This window comes from Pseudomonas sp. PDM26 (genome assembly GCF_019219185.1).
Lineage (GTDB): Bacteria > Pseudomonadota > Gammaproteobacteria > Pseudomonadales > Pseudomonadaceae > Aquipseudomonas.
On sequence record NZ_JAHUWC010000006.1, the window covers coordinates 185898 to 203955 of the forward strand.

11 protein-coding genes are annotated in these 18058 nt (G+C 55.6%); 5 read left to right on the top strand and 6 right to left on the bottom strand.

Annotation, left to right across the window (positions count from 1 at the left end):
• Positions 1–26: 26 nt before the first annotated feature.
• Positions 27–5297 carry a hypothetical protein gene (locus tag KW849_RS14150; protein WP_218429934.1) on the bottom strand — a complete coding sequence of 1757 codons (5271 nt, stop codon included), beginning with the start codon at positions 5295–5297 and terminating at the stop codon, positions 27–29.
• A gap of 315 nt (positions 5298–5612) precedes the next feature.
• Positions 5613–6491: a hypothetical protein gene (locus KW849_RS14155; RefSeq protein WP_218429935.1), complete on the bottom strand. Its 879-nt coding sequence runs from the start codon at positions 6489–6491 to the stop codon at positions 5613–5615.
• A 303-nt stretch (positions 6492–6794) separates the two neighbouring features.
• On the opposite strand from KW849_RS14155, the gene KW849_RS14160 reads away from it, so the two are divergent.
• Positions 6795–6986 (top strand): hypothetical protein, encoded by a 192-nt coding sequence (locus tag KW849_RS14160; RefSeq protein WP_218429936.1) that lies wholly within the window; start codon positions 6795–6797, stop codon positions 6984–6986.
• Between the two features lie 145 nt (positions 6987–7131).
• Here KW849_RS14160 and KW849_RS14165 read toward each other — a convergent pair whose 3' ends face one another.
• A complete protein-coding gene (locus KW849_RS14165) occupies positions 7132–7494 on the bottom strand; it encodes a hypothetical protein (RefSeq protein ID WP_256357221.1) in 363 nt (120 codons plus the stop codon).
• Between the two features lie 275 nt (positions 7495–7769).
• Between KW849_RS14165 and KW849_RS14170 the strand changes: the two genes are divergently transcribed.
• Positions 7770–8285: a dual specificity protein phosphatase family protein gene (locus KW849_RS14170; protein ID WP_218429937.1), complete on the top strand. Its 516-nt coding sequence runs from the start codon at positions 7770–7772 to the stop codon at positions 8283–8285.
• Positions 8286–8477: 192 nt separating this feature from the next.
• Positions 8478–9728 carry a hypothetical protein gene (locus tag KW849_RS14175; protein ID WP_218429938.1) on the top strand — a complete coding sequence of 417 codons (1251 nt, stop codon included), beginning with the start codon at positions 8478–8480 and terminating at the stop codon, positions 9726–9728.
• Positions 9729–10026: 298 nt separating this feature from the next.
• Here the strand turns inward: KW849_RS14175 and KW849_RS14180 are convergent, their stop codons facing one another.
• Positions 10027–11229 (bottom strand): acyltransferase, encoded by a 1203-nt coding sequence (locus KW849_RS14180; protein WP_218429939.1) that lies wholly within the window; start codon positions 11227–11229, stop codon positions 10027–10029.
• A gap of 86 nt (positions 11230–11315) precedes the next feature.
• A complete protein-coding gene (locus KW849_RS14185) occupies positions 11316–11705 on the bottom strand; it encodes a hypothetical protein (protein WP_218429940.1) in 390 nt (129 codons plus the stop codon).
• A 369-nt stretch (positions 11706–12074) separates the two neighbouring features.
• On the opposite strand from KW849_RS14185, the gene KW849_RS14190 reads away from it, so the two are divergent.
• On the top strand, positions 12075–14939 hold the full coding sequence (locus tag KW849_RS14190) for an autotransporter outer membrane beta-barrel domain-containing protein (RefSeq protein WP_218429941.1): 2865 nt from the start codon (positions 12075–12077) through the stop codon (positions 14937–14939).
• A gap of 207 nt (positions 14940–15146) precedes the next feature.
• Positions 15147–15752, top strand: a complete 606-nt coding sequence (locus KW849_RS14195) for a hypothetical protein (RefSeq protein ID WP_218429942.1) — start codon at positions 15147–15149, stop codon at positions 15750–15752.
• Between the two features lie 1003 nt (positions 15753–16755).
• Here the strand turns inward: KW849_RS14195 and KW849_RS14200 are convergent.
• Positions 16756–17649, bottom strand: a complete 894-nt coding sequence (locus KW849_RS14200) for a DUF4157 domain-containing protein (RefSeq protein WP_218429943.1) — start codon at positions 17647–17649, stop codon at positions 16756–16758.
• Positions 17650–18058 lie beyond the last annotated feature (409 nt).

Consider the following 18058-nt stretch of genomic DNA (forward strand, 5'->3'; position numbering starts at 1 on the left):
GCGAACTTTCGTCACGCCGACCAAGCCTATCGCAGCTGCTTAATACGCTCCTGGAGAGCCAGGGCGACTGGGATGTTCATGGCTGCAAGTGCGGCCGCTATCTCGATTAGCGCCTGCCGCGCCTGAGCATATTGTGACAGGGCCTGTGCGTCGGAACCCAATGCCGCCGCCACCAGCTCCACTAATGCGTCGCTCGTACCCTCGCGGTACCAGCGATTGGAGGACTCGTGTTCTTTCAGCGTGGCGGCGAGCCAGCGAAGCCCGTCAAGCCGAAGTGGGGCTCCGAAATTTGTCGTCAGGAAGTGGCAGAAACGGGTGACGCATTCTTCGTTGCGAGCCAGGTGCGTAGCGGCCCAGCGTTTATAGAGATCTATCATCCGCAGAGCTGCGCCAGAGTGGAGCCGGGACAGGGCATCCTCGTTCCCGAAGCCAAGCAGGTCGCAAGTCAAGCGCTCGCCGTAGTACCAGAGGCCAGGTTGAGACCAATCGGCTGAGAGGCCGTACTCCGCGGTAGCCCGCCAGACGCGCTCAAACGCCACCGGGTCGTCACCTTTCCCGAGGCGCAGGAACAAGCTGCGAATGAAGTGCTGCAGCGCGGAGTGTGCGGCCGGACCGTGGGCGAGAACGGGTTCCCAAACCGCGCGTTCTTCCCCTGCGGGCGCCGCGATCGACAGGGCGCCGAGCTTCAGAAGGATGTCGTAGCCGAGGTCCTGGCTCGGCAAGTCGTACTCGCCATGCTTCTTCGCGCGCGCCTTAGCGCGCGTGGCGTCGTAATCCCAGATGCGCAGCGCCAAACGCGTGTCGAGATCGCGGTCGCCAGTTCCACTGCCTTCGATGAGCCAGTTAAACAGGACTTCGAGGATCTGACCGTCTAGCGAACCACCTCGTTCGCGCTCCGGCTTTCCGCGCCAAGTCTGGTGGCCGGCATTGTAGAGCCGCGTCCGGCGCTGGAAGTCCAAACGCTCTCGACCCGCGGCAACACGCTTGAAATCGAGCTCATCCAGGGTCGCGTTCGGTCCACGGAGTGGAAAGCGCCGCAGCCGCGCGAGCCACAACCTCCAGGCGCGCTCAGCATAGTCGCCATCGCCATGGCGTGGAGCGAGCAGGATGAGGCCCGACCAGAGGAGGCCGGCGCGGAGCAGCCGCCACCAAGCGGTGCCAAGTTGCTCTCGATTGGCGTAGGCGACGCCGACCACAACGGCGGTTGCTCGCATTTCGCCGCTCGTCAGAAGGCGCAGGACGGCGGTCTCCCATTCCTGAACGCCATCTCCACCTGCGAGCCACAGGTGCATGATTGCATAGGCGACGAACTTCAGCTCGTCACGGAGGTTCCCTATGCGTTGAGCGCGAATCTCTTCTACTGTCGACGCGACCGCCGCTATACAGACGCGCACGACTTCGAGCGCGTGCTTCTGCGCTTCGGGGTTCTGGGCGAGCCAAGCGCCTCCCAATACGACAAGCGTACTGGCCGCAGCGAGACGGCATTTCGACTTCGCGTCCTCATCTTCGCCTTCTGCTCCGGTTTTACACTCTTGGAACAGATTAAAGAGGTACGCGGCCTCATCGTCGGAGAGTGGCTCGCCGCCCCGAAGCCGCTGCTCGCAACGATCCGGCACGAGTAGATACGCAAGGGTTGGTGCGCTTTCGGTCTGCCACAACTGCATTGCGAGGCGCAGTTCATCAGGGTACACGAGAGCTTCAGTTTCCGCGCCCGTCGCCGGGTCAGTGACGGTCTGGTAGTTGGCCCGGTCGAGCGCAGCGAATAGCAGCTTGAACTCCAACGCCTCCTTCGGATCTTCAGGCAACGCCCAAGTGGACAGTAGCGCTTGAAGACGCCCCGCAAGGTTGTCGTCTGTCCGTAGGAGTTCGACAACGACATGGACGAACTTCTGCTGGCGATGGGGAGCCAGGGTCCAATCACGGGCGAAGTCAATCATCGTCTGGCCGTCCCTGAGCCAGCTCCAACCAACAAAGTTATGGCCAACCTGCTCCACGCGGACACTATCCCAAAAGAACAGGTCCGGGAACGTAATCAGGGGAGCGAGGGGCCCCATCAGAAGCGATGGCCGATATTTAGCGATGTTGAGGAGCACGCTGACGAGCGCTGCTGAGTTTCCCTCCCGAAGTATTCTCTCGATATCAGCGGTGATGTCCTCCCCCGTGTCGAGCCGCATCGTAAGCCAGCGCTCCAACGCATCGAGAGCGCAGAACAGGTTTCCGTTGCGCATCGATTCATTGGACTGCGGCCAACCGAATACCTGCCACCAGCCAGGGAAGCTCTTCTCCGACCCGTCCGCAAATTGTAGTGTTACCCCGAGAGCCTCACCGGTCCGACCCTTCATGACCTTGGCGACCCAGCGCTCCGTGCAGAAATTCACCAGCGCGATGAGCGAGGTGAGCGCCGTTTTCGGAGCCAGCTGGAAGAAGGGGAAGAACGGGCTTTTCCAGAAGGCCGTCGGGTACGCGTCCTGAGGGTATTCGAGTCCGAGCTCCATTTCGAACCGCCCAGACCCGTACTCCCGTTCCGGCTGGTCTTCGATGATGAGCGCGAGCAGGACTTCGGCTGCTAGCTCAGGCTGCGCACGCATCAGAGACTGGATGCCGTTACCCTTGATGCAGGCGGTCCGAAAATCCATGTCGATCTTGTCGCTGGCCCCTAGCGGCCAAGGCTGCAATCTCTCGCGGAACGACCCTAGGGTGCGCGGTATCTGTTTCCGTTTTTCGTGCCGCGCCTTGTAATCGATATCGGTCTTCAGACGCTCGGCATGCGCCTTCGCCTTCTGTAGCTGAACCTCGTCGATACGCCGTTTGACGTCAGCGTCGACCTCTCGGCGTCCCGCAAGTTCGAGCGCCCAGTTCTTGACCTCGGTCGGCAGGTCGGCCGCGCCAGCCAGTGGCGCGGTGTACAGCAACGGCTCGTGCGTCAGGTACATCACGCCGCGGCCCTTCTCGACCTGCACAGTCCGAGCCATTGCCAGCGCCATCTCCGCCATTTCCAGACGGAAAGGCATCAGATTGCCATTGCTTAGCGTGCGTGGCGTCTTCGACAGCCAAGTCTCGATAACCTTCGCGAGTGCGGATGAAACCAGCCCAGCCAGTCGCTCCCGCTGCGCGATGAGGAAGCGTAGAACGGGCGGCCAACGGCCGAAAACAATGGAGCGGTACTGCGCTTCCATGTACAAGCCGACTGCCACGTCCACCCCCTTTCCGCCGCCGGTCGGCACCGTCGCGATGTGATGGAAGCGCTGGAGCAGCCGGTTGAAGTATTTCGCGCCGTTGTCGAGCAGGAGGTCGACGTGTTCGGTCATGAAGCGTTCGGCGTCGGAGTCCAAGCAGAGCGCATCAAGGAGGATATTGCCTGCCAGGTCGTTGTTTGCGGCTTCCGCGTCCCCGAAAGCGAGGTCCCAGGCCGTGCCATTCTCGGCCGGCTGTCGTAGCAGGAACTGGCCCAGCATTCGGAGTGCGTTCGTCCAGAGCGGATTGCCGGCCAAGGCGGCCCACTGTGGCGTGTCTGTCCAAATCTGCTTCAAGAACTGGAAGCGCGCCCAATCCGCCGCGAGATCGTGCTCGAACTCGATGCGGTTGGTCCGCTCGTTCAAGCGAAGCGGAAGCTCGTCTGGGCACGGCGTGAGCGTCGCCGTGTCCGCCGGTTCCAGGTCAGTTAGCGCGAAGCTTCGCTCGAACGATGCTTCTCGCTGGGCGAGGCGCATCATCAGCGCCTTCACGTCGGTGCGGTCCTTCGTCCAATACTTCCAGAGGCGATCGGCAATGGCGGTGTGAGACGCCAGTCCACCAGCGTTCGCCCCCAGCGCCGCACCCGCCTTGATGACCCACGCCAATGTCCGCAAGTTCGTAAGCGCCGCAATGGTGTCGTCATGCGCGGCCAACCAGCCCAAGGTGAGTGAAGGCAGAAGCGCTAACTTCACAGCATTGTGCTTGAGCGTTTCGACCTCAACAGGATGCGCTTTCCGCCCGCCGAGTACCGTCTCTTCGCCTTCGACCCAACTCTGAGTCTGCGTGACGATGACGACACGCCACGCGCCCTCGTTCTCTTCGCTATCACTCGGCAGAATAGCTTGAAGCAGTTGGCGGATGACGACGAACTCGCGGGCCTCGACGCGTTCCGCGGAGTCGATAACCAGCACGTTATGCGGCTTCACCGTGACATTCAGCACCAGCGAGAGTTCGTGCGTCAGAGGAAGAGTGCCGCGGCGCGCGGCGCTAAGCGCAGTCTTCAGTTCTTCCGGGCCGAACCACACCTGGTTCCAGGACGGATACGCGTCGTCCAACACAGATTTGACCAGCGCCGACTTGCCGGAGCCCGACTCCCCGAAGACCACCGTTATTGGGTGATCGGCGACAGCTGACTGGAGCGACGCCTTCTCCGCTGTTCGCGGGACGGCGTAGCCAGACGGTAGCTCCGTCTCTATCCGCGCCTTGTAGTCCGCGGTAATGTTGAAGAGCGTCTCCCAATCACGCTCGAAGTCGGGATGATGGCGGAGGCCAAACTGGCCTCGAAGCAAGCACAACAGATCCGGGACGGTGATGGTCCCGCTGCGAAGGCGCACCTCTTTCGCGACGTTGATGAGGCCCTCCCAAAGAGCCTGCGCTTCGCCGTCGCTGCCAGACGCGAGCAAGCGTCGGCATTGCGCGATGGCCTGGACCTTGTTCTCGGAGTGTGCGAGCTGCAAGTCGGTGGGCAGCACGTGCAGGCGTCGAATGAGCTCGATTGTCTCCTCATCGGACGCACCGCCGTGCTTTTGGACGCTGTCGAAGACACCCGACTGATTCTTGTTGCTGCGGATACGGCTCATAGTGAGCGAAGTATCTGTGCCGCTGCACGCGTTTTTCACTTCGCGCCACGCCGGGTCGAACGTCTTTTGGGTGCCGAGCGTGACCAAGGCCAGTCCGTCGACTGCGCGGTTGAACGGCCCCTGCGGATCACGCCAATGTTCCCAAGCGCGCATCACGAAGTCAGCGGGGAGGCCGGCCGCGGTCACCTGCAAATTGCCTTTCGCCGAGATCGCAAGCCGCCGCGGCGCGGTGGTGGCCTGGGCCGTCAGCAACAGGTCGTCAATGCCCCACCCCAAGGTCGAGACTTGGGCCTGTATCTGCGTGACCACGCCACCGATACCTGGTGCCTGCTCACCTGACAGGGCCTTCACCAACTGCCAGGCGCTTATCAGGTCCTCGAACTCGAACCCGGCGCCGCTCGTCGACCGCAGCGTCGCGGACGCGGTTTTCGCGCTGCCGCCGCGAGGCGCTTTCGGATTTGATGTGTTCTTAGATGGGGCCATTAGCTTCCGAATGCTTATAGCTGTGCCATATTTGTTGGCAAGAAGCAGGGGGCGCAGGTTCCACGCAGCCTTATGGTGGGCTTGAAGCGCGTCGAAGGTCCCCGATTGCTAGTTCAGCAACACTGAGTTGCGCCAGCAAAGTGTACAGCCGAGGAGGTGCCGAAGCCACCGCGCCGGCAGCACCCGGGACAGACCTCCTGAACGTCCCCAAAGAGTAAGCGGACGAAGCCGAACGTCCGATATTGGCCGATAGTTACCAGCGCCAAAAAAACCAGCAATCGCTGGTTTTTTGTAATTGATGCAGGGGGAGAGCTTCTATTTCAGCAGCGGCATTGCCATCCCACCTACTGCCGTCACGAGGAATGCCAGCCTGAACAGCCCCGCGTAAGGGTTCGATCCGGTCACCATGAGTTTATGGAACCAAGTGCCCGCCTCTGGGTGTGCAAATATAAAACCGTCACGATCGGCAGCCTGCAACCATCCGACCATCATATTTACCGCGACTGCTTGATAAATAAACACCGAGCCCACCGCAAACACGGCAGGGGTGATAGCGGCGTTAGCCAAGTGGCCCAGAAATGCACCAAAGCCATAAGGCATCAACAGCAGGCCTGCAACACCACTGGCCCCCTCGACTGCTTTACCAGCGTTCCATGGGAGCACATACGCCCATTCCAGCATCACAATCCCGATTACCGCGCCGGCCACCAACATTGGGAAGGTCTCACGCGCATAGTTGTAGCCCGATAATTTCCCCGCGACGGCCGAATTGCGATGTGCTGCAATTGCTCGCGGGCCAAATGCCAGGAGCAACAGGACACCTACGATGAAGCACCCAGCACCAGTTTTCATCTGGTAGAACCCCACCGAGAAGAACAGCAGCGCGACAAACGAGAGCGCCACTTTCCACATTGGCCAGACCTCGGTGAACCAGCTACCAGTCGATTCCCGGCTGAAGTAGAACTTGAACTTCCGCTGGGCACCCTCGCCCTTCGATGCAACGCCCAGGGCGCCGTAACGATTCGCCAGACTTACAAGTATTTTTGACTCAACCCCAAGCGACCCCACCGACCACGGCAGTGATACTGAACCTTGTGGATTCTCTCTCACGGACTGGGCAGCTGCATCAAGCAATTCGTTGCAGCCCTTAAAGCCTGAAACCTTTTCATTCGAGTACGCCGTTTTACTGTTCATCTTGATCCCCGACCAATCCCTGTTGTGATGTAAATAACGTGCCCGAAACCAGCACCAAGCTGGCTTCCCTTTACTAATTCTCGAACTGATAACTTTTCTTCGAACGTTGCGACAAGGTCTCTGCGTGTTTCTGTAGTCCCTTCTGCAGGTCGCACCTCGTGTCGATTCTGTCGCATCTAATTTGGAAGCATACAGACAGCCCCATGGTTTGGAGCCGTATTTGGGGGTGAATAGGGGAATCCCTGATCGGTGCTTGTGTGAATATTTGCTGAAGTGAATATCGTAGGTTCAGCGAGGAGAAAAATGAGCACGCATATCGACCGAGAGATTCGAGAAGTACTCAACTCGCCAGTTGCCAGCAACTGGCTCAAGGAGGCCCTTGGCCGGGCGCTGGAACGTGATTGCGTCGATGCAGCGAACGATGCTGAGGTTCTGCTGGAACTGCTCAGCAAGCGCTGCGAAGAGACCTTAAAAGGGAGCCTTCCAGTTTCCTGATTTGCGTTATCACCGCTGTGCGCCCAGAGCAGTGCCTGACGCTGTGGCAGCGGGTAGCGAATCTATTACCTCACCGGGTTGTTTTAAATCGGGCAATTGGCGCGATAAAAGCTTTTCCATGCGCCAACTGCCCTCAGCAGCGGGTCTATTCCCCTACGATCTCATCAATCAGCCGCTTCTCAGCTAAGCGATTGTTCACCGGCGACTGCAGGCGATCGACGTACAGGCCTCGCTCAAAGGTGACAATGAGTTGAGCCTTCCACTCAATGCCACTCTGAGTTGCGTCGGGCAGTATCGCTTGGCGTGCGCGCTGGCGTGCTTCTCTGTATGCACCTTGCCACTCCTCCCGCGTTGCGTTGTAGCATCCCAGGCCGGGCTGGCGGGAGAAGGGGATGCGCTTGTAGATTTTTCGAGGTGTGCCCGGTGTTAGAGGAGCGCTGTAGCTTTCATCGTGATGGGATGCTGCACCGAGCTCGGTATGTTCGTTTCGCGTGAGGGAGGGATTCATTGTCAGCTCCTGTCTTCGGAATAGGGTTATCCGAATTTCCCACGGACTCTTTGAACCGCAAGTCTGGGGCGACCTGTGCAAGAGGCGAGTCCCCAGACTAGGCCTTGCCCCTAGGGTCCTTGTCATGATGGTGCTGGGACTGAAGCGTGCCCGCCGGGATACTTCCAGAGAGTTGGCTACTGATGTGAGGGCCGAACTCAACCCAAACCATGCTACCAATCTGTGATCCTGACATGCCTGGTCTTAAGGCGCAGGACAATCCCGAAGGAGAGCGTATGCCCACAGTGAAGTTCATGTCACGAATCGACGCGCAACGGTATCGGCCGGCAAGCCCGGCGCATTTATTGTCCATTTCTGACGGGGAGGATGATCAAGCTGTGGTCGAGGCCAGCCATTGGCAGAGTGTTGAGTTTCACCATTTCGTTGATGGGGATTTTGATGAGGAAAAAATGGCGATGTTTTCCCTTAAATTTGAGCATTTTTTTCGCGACTATTTTCTGATTCCCAAGGCAGATCGTCTACGCGAATCCATCAGTCGGCTGGCCGTTTCTGGCTTGGACATTGTCGTGAACTGCCAGGCAGGTCGCTCTCGAAGCGCGGCCGTGTCGCAATTCATCTGCGAGACCTATGGTTATACGCTGAACCAGGAGACGCCTGATGCGAATCAGACTGTACTTCGCATGCTGCGTCGAGATAGGGATTTGCTGGTGGCATATCGCGCGACGCTGCCGCCTGTCTCTGCAAAAAATGATCTAAAACCCGGTGCTCTGAAAAGACTACTGAGTTTGTAAGGGCTGTGGAGGCTGACCAGGTAGTGACTGCATTTGGTGGGTCTCATGATACGGCTGCCCAGGAGAAATAATCACAATATCGACGATTTCGACGGTACTCTATGATTTGAGCATTGTGGCAATGAGCGTTACGAAACCGTTCGTTATGCTGCCCCGCCAGAAAAAGAGAGGGTGAGTATGCAGGAGCAACAAATGCGCCAATCATTTAAAAATACAATCTCACTTTCCAATATTGAAGACCCAGCAAAACAGAGATTGTTCTTGGAGTATCTAGATGCAGCGCTAGGACAGTACAGTGACTCTTCAGGAGGAAGTAATCACTATGATGAGAATGGCGACTATGTCGACGAAACTGCACTCAACGTAAAACTCCAAGAAGGATCTGGTACCCTTCACATTAGAATAATTGCAGCCGACGATGACAACTTAAAAAGTATCGAATATGAGAGTCCTGATTCTGAAGCAACAGAAAAGCTTGCCAACACATTGATAATAGAGTCGCTCGGTAACGCTTTGGGAGCCAAAAAGAAACCATTCTTCAGAAGGGTTTGGTTTTGTTATATTGGTGAGCATCTCGATGGTGAATACTGGCTTGGTAGTAATATCCGGATAGCCCCGGTAGATCCAGAAGACCCAAACCCTCAGTTTGCAAGTTCCGAGCGCTACATCTCTATAGATATGAATGTCGAAGCCATTGACGTTCATGGCGCAATCGTGATTGCCAATAATCGCGCGAATCTCATTGCTGCCCGACTTTCGTTAATTTTGAACGTCGGAATATATAGCCCTTCAAGTGAGCATCGATGGACAATACCTGAAGATCATGAGTCGCCTTGTGAGCGAAGACAGCTTGGTTATCGATATAATGGACCGCTGCTGGCAGAACTACCGCGCAAGGGAGATATCTGTAAGCTAGGAAAATTTGAACACTCAATGCATTACAGGATTCCATATTTTGGGGGAACAATTAAATTCCCCGTTGAAACCAGAAGGTTAATAAGTGCCATTGATAATTCCGACAGTCGCACCGCAACAGCATTCGATAATTGCGCCTTTCTCTATCAGCTAGCGCTGAACGCAGGCAAATATCTACCCACGGTGAAGCTATCCTATTTAGTTGCTGCTATCGACGCGCTGTGTAAAGCCGAGGTCGAGTTTAGAGACCCAAGTTCATTTGTGCGCCACTACGCAATGCCAACGCACGACATCGATCACTTACTGAATTTTATGCATCGTTCTGTTAGGTCGGCACACTTCCACTCTGGAGAGTTTCCATTTGGCGAATTTGAACAGACGAGACGCTTAAATATCTATAGTGGAAGCTCAAAGAGAATGTCCGAACACCGGTACCGCGAATGTATTAAGTTGATTCGTGCAGCCCTTGCAAATTGGGCGGCTATAAAAATCGAGAGTTATACCTCCCTCACCAGTAAAAATTCATAGGTCTGGTCGAAAAGGTTGCGGCAGTTGTTGGACGCTGCCGTTATGAATCATGAGTCTCCGCCGAATTACTTAGCGCTATTGTCCGACTTTTCAGCCTACGGCTGAATTGTGTCGTTTTCTGCTTCTCCCGACGGTCTGAAAACAGCCCAACGCTGCGATTCTCAATATTGCGTTTCCCGCATTCGCAATCAGAACAAATACGTAAAAAACAATAAATCCCGCCGAAGCGGGATTTAATTGGTCACCAGTTTTCGACTATTTCATTAGTCGTTTTTCAATAATTCGTTAACTTTTCTGATTATGAAAATTCTTTCAGTTGTGTCCTTGTCTTTACCTGGTGGTTGCTGGCCACACCATCGTCGAAAACGCTCTCCATCTTCTGACGCGCTATCTCGGCACCTTTCCGACGCAATGGAACCTCGACAAACCTGTAGTTCAATTCGCTGAGCACTATCATAATGATTACTGATGTGAGCAAAAGTTCAGTGGTGTAGCCTTGGGCAAGCGTCAGCCCTTCTTTCAGGGCTGCCCGGCTCCAAATTTCCGTACTTAAGTGGTACGCAAACATATGGATGACATATAGAGCGTAGGAGCGCGAACCCAGCCATTGAAGTAGGTTGCTCAGCATCGATGGGCAGTAAATGTAGCCTTTTTGGTAGCTCGCAAGCCAAACTAGGATCAAAGCGTTTATTGCAATCAGACCTACGGCTATGGGGATCGCCATTAGTTGGCCGGCAATAGCACCAAGCATGTAAAGCAGAAACGCGGTCAAAGTAAATCGCTTGAGTAGACTGGTGCCGAGTGCAGTGGGCTCAAGTTCCCTGTACAAAGTCGTGCGCGTAAACAAACACAACAGAATCCCCCACATCATGGCATCCAGGCGAAATGAGAAAAGCATGCCTGCGAGAGGAGTGCTGAAGGCTTGTCGATCTAAACTAAACTGGGCAGCTATTAGCGCGATCAGGGCTATTACTCGCCATCGAGTGGAAGTTATCAATAGCAGAAAAAGAGGGAAAACGAAGTAGAACTGCTCCTCAAGCGCCAGGCTCCAATAAACAGAGTTAGGGCCTAGAAGTAAGCCGTATTGGTTCGCGAGGTTGCCGGTAAATGTAGCAATGGCTGTGAAGCTGCGTAGATTGTAAAACCAGGACTCGAACGCATTCGATTGATTGTAAAATATCGAAAAGACGAGAGGGATAAGCACCCATAGCCATGCAGTAGGAAGAAGACGGTAAGCACGTCTGATCCAGAAGGATGCCGCTGCAATTCCGAATTTTCCTTGCGCATTACTTCTATCGAAGTAGTCAAGGTATGCCTTGCTGACGACGTACCCCGATATGCAAAAAAACAAATCTACTCCTGTCCAGGGAGAATAGATGTTAAAAAACTTTTCCATGAATCCTGCATGGAAAGGCAAGAGCTGATTTGAATGCGTCACCACCGTCATAACGATGGCGATCCCGCGCAAATATTCAATTTCAATATTTTTTCTAACGTTCATCTATATCTCTTGTTTTTGTGCCAATACAGGACTGCATCCAGATTTTGGTTGCCTGCTTTAGTAATTTGACCTGGGGAATCGCCGAGCTAATTAGGCCAGTCGCTTGGTGGCATCATGGATGGGCCAGTCAAAGGCTTCAAGGCCAAATGCCAAACTTTACTACTTGCCTGCGTGCCTAGACCGCACAGATAGGCTGACTCGTTGGTCACCTCGTCCTCCAATATGCGCAAACCCTGGGTGCGCTGATAGATGAACCTCAAGGTACCGCACTGCGCCGTAATCACAACAAAATGGCCATGGTTCGTTTGCTCAATTTTGTATGTACCAAAAAACATGACTGGCTCGTCACTGACGGAGGACGAGATGGTCGCCCTGTCATGCTGATCGAGCACAACAAGTGCATCATCTTCTCCCGATTGGCAAGCACTTAGGATGGTTGCCAAGGCGAATATGGCGAGTAGTTTGATGTGGTTCATGGGTTAGGACTGCTTAAGCATCTCCGGCCTGGTCAGGCGAAAGTAAGGCAGTAATCACCGATTGCAAGAGCGTGCGCTGCAAAGGGATTGGAATGCCTGAGGCCCCGATTCTAGCTTGGGGTACCGGTTGTTGCTATGGGAGTCGTTGAGTGTCCTGGCTACGCAGTTTTGCTTCGGATTGCCTCATGGATGATGTCCGCTTCGCGCACTGCGTGTTCTTGCGGTAGTTGAATTGGCCAGCCAATTAGGCGTGGCAGATGGTTCTAGAATTGGGTCGAATTGGGGGGTTGCAGTTTACGAAGCGTCGGTACTCTGAATTTGCTCCCACGCATTCCAGCGTGAAAAAACAAAGCATATTCAAGGACTCACATGAATCGTATCTCGCTTCCACTCTCCTTGCTGGCAATCGCAGTAGCGACCTCGGCCAGCTTCGCCAATGCAGAAAACTATGCGGTCAATGCCGGACCTAAAGTGTGGAATACCAGTATCGCTGAAGACCTGACTGTCACCGGTGGTTTGACGCTTGTCGACATCAGTGGCCGTCCGCTGCGCCTACTCGAAGTCAACGGCACCGACACAAAATCCATCACCAACCAGGGTAACTTGCGGGCTCTTGCCGACGGTGGTGTCTCGTTCGCGTTGGATCATGCGATCGTTGATGGCGATGTGCACAATGCCGGGCAAATCCAAACCAACGGTGCAAACAGCATCGGGATGTTGCTCGACATGAGCACCGTCAGCGGTTCCTTGTCGAACGCAGGTACTATCAATGCATCAGGTCGCATCTTTCCTGTAGGTACCCCGGCCACTTACGGGATTCTGGTGAAGAACTCGGATATCGAAGGCAACATTGAAAACACCAACTCAATTTTCGGCAGCGGTCACACCGTTGTGGGACTGGGGATCGTCGATGACGGCCAGCACCAGATCGGTGGCTCGGTAACCAACAGCCGAGTGATTTCGGTCAGCGGAGAACAGTCCATTGCCCTTAAATTGGCAGGGGCAGATGTAAAAGGCGGTATTGCCAACTCAGGTACCCTTAACGCAAACGGTTCGGGCGCCCGAGGGGTTGTGCTCCAAAATTCGAAATTTGGGCCGCTGGTCAACTCCGGTGTGATTAACGCCGTAGGCGCACAAGGCGTCCCAGACCGGGGTGTGACTGCTATCTATGTCGACAACGTTCAGGGATACGACGACGGTAAACTTGGTGCCGCTGTCATTCAAAACACTTCAATTATCTCCTCTTCGGGCGTTGGCATTCTCAACACCGGCGCGTCTGATTTGGTAATCAACAATGGCGGCCGAGGCACAATTCTGGGCAATATCGCGGCCATCGACGGTGGCGATCACACAACCCTGAACTTGGGGGGCGGGTCGGTAACTGGTGACGTGCTGGGTCTTAGCCAATTGAATGTCCTGCAGGACACTTCCGGTATTGTCACAGCAAAGAACATCGCGGCCGGCTCGATGAACATTCGCGAGAATGCTCACCTATATCTGCGGACGTCCCAAAGCAGCTTGAAGGGTGATCTGCACCTTGCCGGTGGATCTGCCATGGATCTGATGCTCGCCGATGCCACCGACCCGAACACAGCCTTCCTGGATGTCTCTGGCAAAGCAACGTTTGATAAGGGTTCGGCGGTGACGGTTTCGGCCAAACCGTTCGACTTCACACCTACGAAAGACGGCGTTGAATATGTCCTGGTGAAAGCAGGTTCTATCGCCGATAACGGCGTGGCCGTGTCCAGCAGCTCCTATCTGTTGAACGTCAAACAATTTGCCGTCGATGGTACGACTGTTAAAGCAGTCGTTCGGGCAAAGACCGACGATGAAATCGGTGATATCGAAGAACCGAGCGGCGGCGGCAATGGCAGCACCGGTGGTGAGACCGGCAATGGCGGTACCGGTGGTGAGACCGGCAATGGCGGCACCGGTGGTGAGACCGGCAATGGCGGTACCGGTGGTGAGACCGGCAATGGCGGTACCGGTGGTGAGACCGGCAATGGCGGTACCGGTGCTGAGACCGGCAATGGCGGTACCGGTGGTGAGACCGGCAATGGCGGTACCGGTGGTGAGACCGGCAATGGCGGCACCGGTGGTGAGACCGGCAGCGGCGGTACCGGCGGCAATACCGGCGGCGATACCGGCAACAGTGACAACGGCACCGTTTTCAATGGCACCACTGGCGCCATTCTGGCAATGAAAAACAGCATCCTCGGCCAGTTGCAGCCGACCGACCCGGTTTTCCAGGCGTTGAGCAATGCACAAACTCGTGAGGAAGTCCTCAAGATCGCCAAGCAGTTGACCCCTGAAGTTAACGGTGGGAGCACTGCGGCTGCGCTCTCTGGGCAAACCATTGTTGGCGGGGCAGTAAGCAATCGTGTGAGCAGTTTGCGCACCGGCCTGTCGTCGGGTGATGTGCTGAAGGAAACCGGTATCTGGGCTCAGGCGCTGTCCAATAACTCGGACCAGAATAGCCGAGGTGGTGTTGATGGCTTTCAGTCCAACAGTGCTGGTGTTGCGATTGGCGCCGACGGCAAGATCAATGATCAAACCACTATCGGTGCCGCGTTCAGCTACCTGAACACCAACGTGACCAGCGACAGCGGCGATAAGACTGAGGTGCAGGGCACCGCATTCACCCTCTATGGCAGCTACGAGCTTGGCAACTGGTTTGTGGACGGGAGCATGACTGCCGGTAAGAACGACAACGATTCCAAGCGCTTCGTCGTGGGGACTCAGGCCAAGGGTAGCTATGACTCTGACCTGCTGGGTGCAAGTGTCCTGGGCGGTTACGACTTCCGCTTTGACAATCTGGTTGTCGAGCCTCGCGCCGGTGCCCGCTACACCAATGTGAAGATTGACGGCTTCAAAGAGCACGGCTCCTCGGCCTCCCTGCAAGTCGGTGGTCAGCGCTTTGAGGTTGGTGAGGTAGGTGCTGGGGTTCGCGTTGCCGGTGACTTCCCACTGGGTATGGGGAGCCTCGAACCAGAGGCTACCGTGATGGCTTGGCACGACTTCATCGGTGACAAAGTGTCCTCGACTTCCGCTTTCGTCCTGGGCGGTAGCCCATTTGTCACCTCGGGTGCTTCGCCGGTCCGTGACAGTTACGAAGCAACCCTTGGCGCCAACTACAAAATCGGTGCGGTAACCGTGGGTGCAAGCTACACCTACCAAACCAAAACTGACTTCGACGGCCAAACGGTGCTTGGTCGGGTTCGATACGATTTCTAGCGGCCAGCTCAAAGAGAAAAACCCGCTTCGGCGGGTTTTTTTTCGTGCAAGGAATCGGCTCATTGAGGACCGCCTCAGGGGCTTGGGTGGTATCGCAAAGTTGCTGGCTGTGCCCCCCTCAGTGTGATTCAAGACAATAAAACGCCCCCCTTGCACTTTAAAAAGTTGAGTGACACTGGATTCACTATCGTAATCAGTGGTGAACCTATGGCCTCGAATCATCATGGCGCTCCGTCAAAACGCGTGTGCGCTCACACCGATGTGTTCACGTTCCACTACAGGAATAAAAGTGGTCTGCGCAGCGATTTGAACTACGCCCGCGCTACTTTGTGCGGGGCGTGCGGTAAGAAAGTTACCGATTGGCTAGCCTTTCGGGGCAAAGGCTTCCATAAGATTGACCTCCCCAAGCTACAGGGGCGTACGCCCGGCCTGATCAGTTGGGGTAATCGTGTCCGCATCGAGCGTCTGCGTACTCTGGGGCCGTTGATGAGTCACCTGCAGGTATCGACCGACCCTTTGGCCTGTGTGGTGCTAAAAGTCCTGGAGTTGATGTTCCAAGTGCCCAGCGCGAGTTACTGGGTGGATGTGGAAAAGCAAAATTACAGTTGGTATTCCCTGCAAGGGGATGTTTCGTTATTGCTTCGTGGCTCCCAATGCCAGGACAACCCTCAGAGAAGCCCGTCGGCAGTTGGCTTCTGGCTGGAGGCTCGGCCAGCCGTTGCGCAGGAAGCGATTGCCTATGTCAGGGACAACCTGAAGGAATCTATCGCCGCTCAGGTTCCAAGTAGTGACCCTGAAAAAGTCTCTGCGTAACTGCCTGATGTGAGCATCAGTTAAGCGGTACGGTAAACGCGAGACGCACCTTCCAACCGCATTGTCTTGTGCGAGGGAGGTTGTCAGGTTCGCCCCTGTACGGAGGCCCAATTAGAGCCCTGGCAACTGGGGCTGATTGGAGAATGGGGCATCACTACTCGGAGATGCCTCATGCGCGGTAAACATTGTGGGATTGCATTCCTATTAGCACTCGCGATCTTCCCGGCGATTACGCTCGCAGCTGAACCTAGCCTCAGTAAAATGACCGACAGCCTCGACGCATATGCGAGCTTCCTGCCTTCGCTCATGCTCGCAGCGTTTCTGTTATGGGGCATATCCCACCTATGTATCTCAGGAGGCTCAGAGCAATCTGTAGAACAGGAAGTGAGCGCTGACATACCAGCATCGATACCGTCCTCCGTGGATGGCCTTCAGCAGACCTCAGGGGGGGCCGACCAGGTTGCGATAACCAAGACTGAACCCTTACTGCCGACTCAACCGGACCAACCAGGGAGGGTGGGGCGGAAGCTGCATTTGGACTGATCTCGGTTACACGATTGAGTTTTACCCCTAAGTCAGTTCTATAGGGCAAAAAGTAGGTTTAGAGCTCGTTACTATCGAAAGGCTCGTCATAGACGTCCGCCAGGTGCGTCTTACCTAACTATGGGGTAAAAAAGGCGAGGGCTCGATGGATCACACCGCGAGTTTGGTTTTAGAGAATTAAAACTGTCGCAGACCTTTAAAAGCTGCGCACCCAGCCACAGATGATGGGGTATACACACATTATTCCACCGGCACCTTCCGGTGCTGCCGCATTTGATCAGCGGTTTTTTGGATGGCCACGCCGGCAGTCTGTCGCACCGGAGGCGTTGCCAGGCACCCGGTCCAATGCGTACCGCGTGGTGCTATTGCCCATGCTCCCGTAGCGCCGGACACGGTCACAAGCCTGCGCTTGCACCTCCGCGCGGTTTTCTTGCGACAGTTCTATTTCTCTAATTTCGTTTCATTGGCAAACCCATCCGTAAGGTCTACCACCTGCGTAGCAGAAGCCTGAGCATGCCACCGCTATGTTTGTGCCGCTGGCGCAGTTTGAGTTTGGGTTAACGCCAGTCGTAGGGCCCCAGCAACCGCAAGGCTGGGTTACCGCGCCACGCATCAGGCCGACGGGCATTGGCATCGGATTAGGCACGGGGAGAGGTATCGTAGGTGAGGACACCGTGGCAGTCACCACTTGGCCTGGGCGCACCTGCTGGGCCCAAGCGAAGAAGCCATCCCCTTTATCGTAAGCTTCGTCCTCAACGCTGTTGGCATTACGGGCATACCGCACGGCAAAACTGGTGACACCCCAGCGACTGTACTGATCAACATGTGCTAGCTCATGTGCCCATAACGAAGGGTCAGCAGCGCCTGTTGGATCTCTGAACACTATGACGTCAATCAAGGTGACTGCCTGTGCAGCGCCACCCTGTTCAAGAAGGCGGGCTAAGTTCACAAACCCATTATCCCCGATCTTGTATCTGGCCTGATTCATGGAATCCTCCGACGCGTACCCTGTCAGCTGCCGCCGGATGGAGTCCGGTATAGGAACAGAGCCATTGATTGCCGTGTCCCGCGAAGCCCGTATGGCTTGCTCTAGGATCGGACCAGTCAATAAGTTGGCTTGTAGTTCGTTCACGGCATTCGCGACATCCTGACCGGCCTTCTGAACAGTATTACCTGCATCCTGGACGATGATTTCACCTTGTCTACCCAAGTTCTCAGGGCTCATGCCGCCATTCTGCAAGTTGCAGGCAACGTCCAAGACACCACCACATGCCATGGCCGATGATGAAAGGAGAAATGAGGCGATTCCGGCGGCCAGGCGCTGCCGACGGCCATTGAGCTTAATCACACGCATAGCTATCCCCTTTGAGCAATGTCATCCACGCTCGGGACAGCAAACCACCGATAAATCGCTGGACGATCGATTGTCGAGTCGGTTCATGATGAACCGCTTGCTCTACTGGTGTTAGTCCCACTCATACGGGTTGTCAATCTGAGGTGATCTGAAAGTGGTTGCTGCGTCAGCTTTTATTCTCTAGCGCATCTGCCCAAACCGGCGTTTTGGGCGATCGCGACAGTTTTGCGCTTCCTCTCAATGAGGCTGAAGACCGCGAAATTCATGGCCCTCCTGCGACAGTTTTAATTCTCTGAATCCAAGTTGATCGATAAACCCTCCCGGCGATTCTGGTCAGGAGATGTGCGTCTGGCCCAGCTTAAGCAAACACCCGTGCGTCTTAGTGGCCGACTCCCTCCTGCAGCAACAC

Excerpts from the sequence above, each read along its gene's own strand:
- KW849_RS14150 (WP_218429934.1), bottom strand. The coding sequence starts at position 5,297 with ATGGCCCCATCTAAGAACACATCAAATCCGAAAGCGCCTCGCGGCGGC.
- KW849_RS14155 (WP_218429935.1), bottom strand. The coding sequence starts at position 6,491 with ATGAACAGTAAAACGGCGTACTCGAATGAAAAGGTTTCAGGCTTTAAG.
- KW849_RS14160 (WP_218429936.1), top strand. The coding sequence starts at position 6,795 with ATGAGCACGCATATCGACCGAGAGATTCGAGAAGTACTCAACTCGCCA.
- KW849_RS14165 (WP_256357221.1), bottom strand. The coding sequence starts at position 7,494 with ATGAATCCCTCCCTCACGCGAAACGAACATACCGAGCTCGGTGCAGCA.
- KW849_RS14170 (WP_218429937.1), top strand. The coding sequence starts at position 7,770 with ATGCCCACAGTGAAGTTCATGTCACGAATCGACGCGCAACGGTATCGG.
- KW849_RS14175 (WP_218429938.1), top strand. The coding sequence starts at position 8,478 with ATGCGCCAATCATTTAAAAATACAATCTCACTTTCCAATATTGAAGAC.
- KW849_RS14180 (WP_218429939.1), bottom strand. The coding sequence starts at position 11,229 with ATGAACGTTAGAAAAAATATTGAAATTGAATATTTGCGCGGGATCGCC.
- KW849_RS14185 (WP_218429940.1), bottom strand. The coding sequence starts at position 11,705 with ATGAACCACATCAAACTACTCGCCATATTCGCCTTGGCAACCATCCTA.
- KW849_RS14190 (WP_218429941.1), top strand. The coding sequence starts at position 12,075 with ATGAATCGTATCTCGCTTCCACTCTCCTTGCTGGCAATCGCAGTAGCG.
- KW849_RS14195 (WP_218429942.1), top strand. The coding sequence starts at position 15,147 with ATGGCCTCGAATCATCATGGCGCTCCGTCAAAACGCGTGTGCGCTCAC.
- KW849_RS14200 (WP_218429943.1), bottom strand. The coding sequence starts at position 17,649 with ATGCGTGTGATTAAGCTCAATGGCCGTCGGCAGCGCCTGGCCGCCGGA.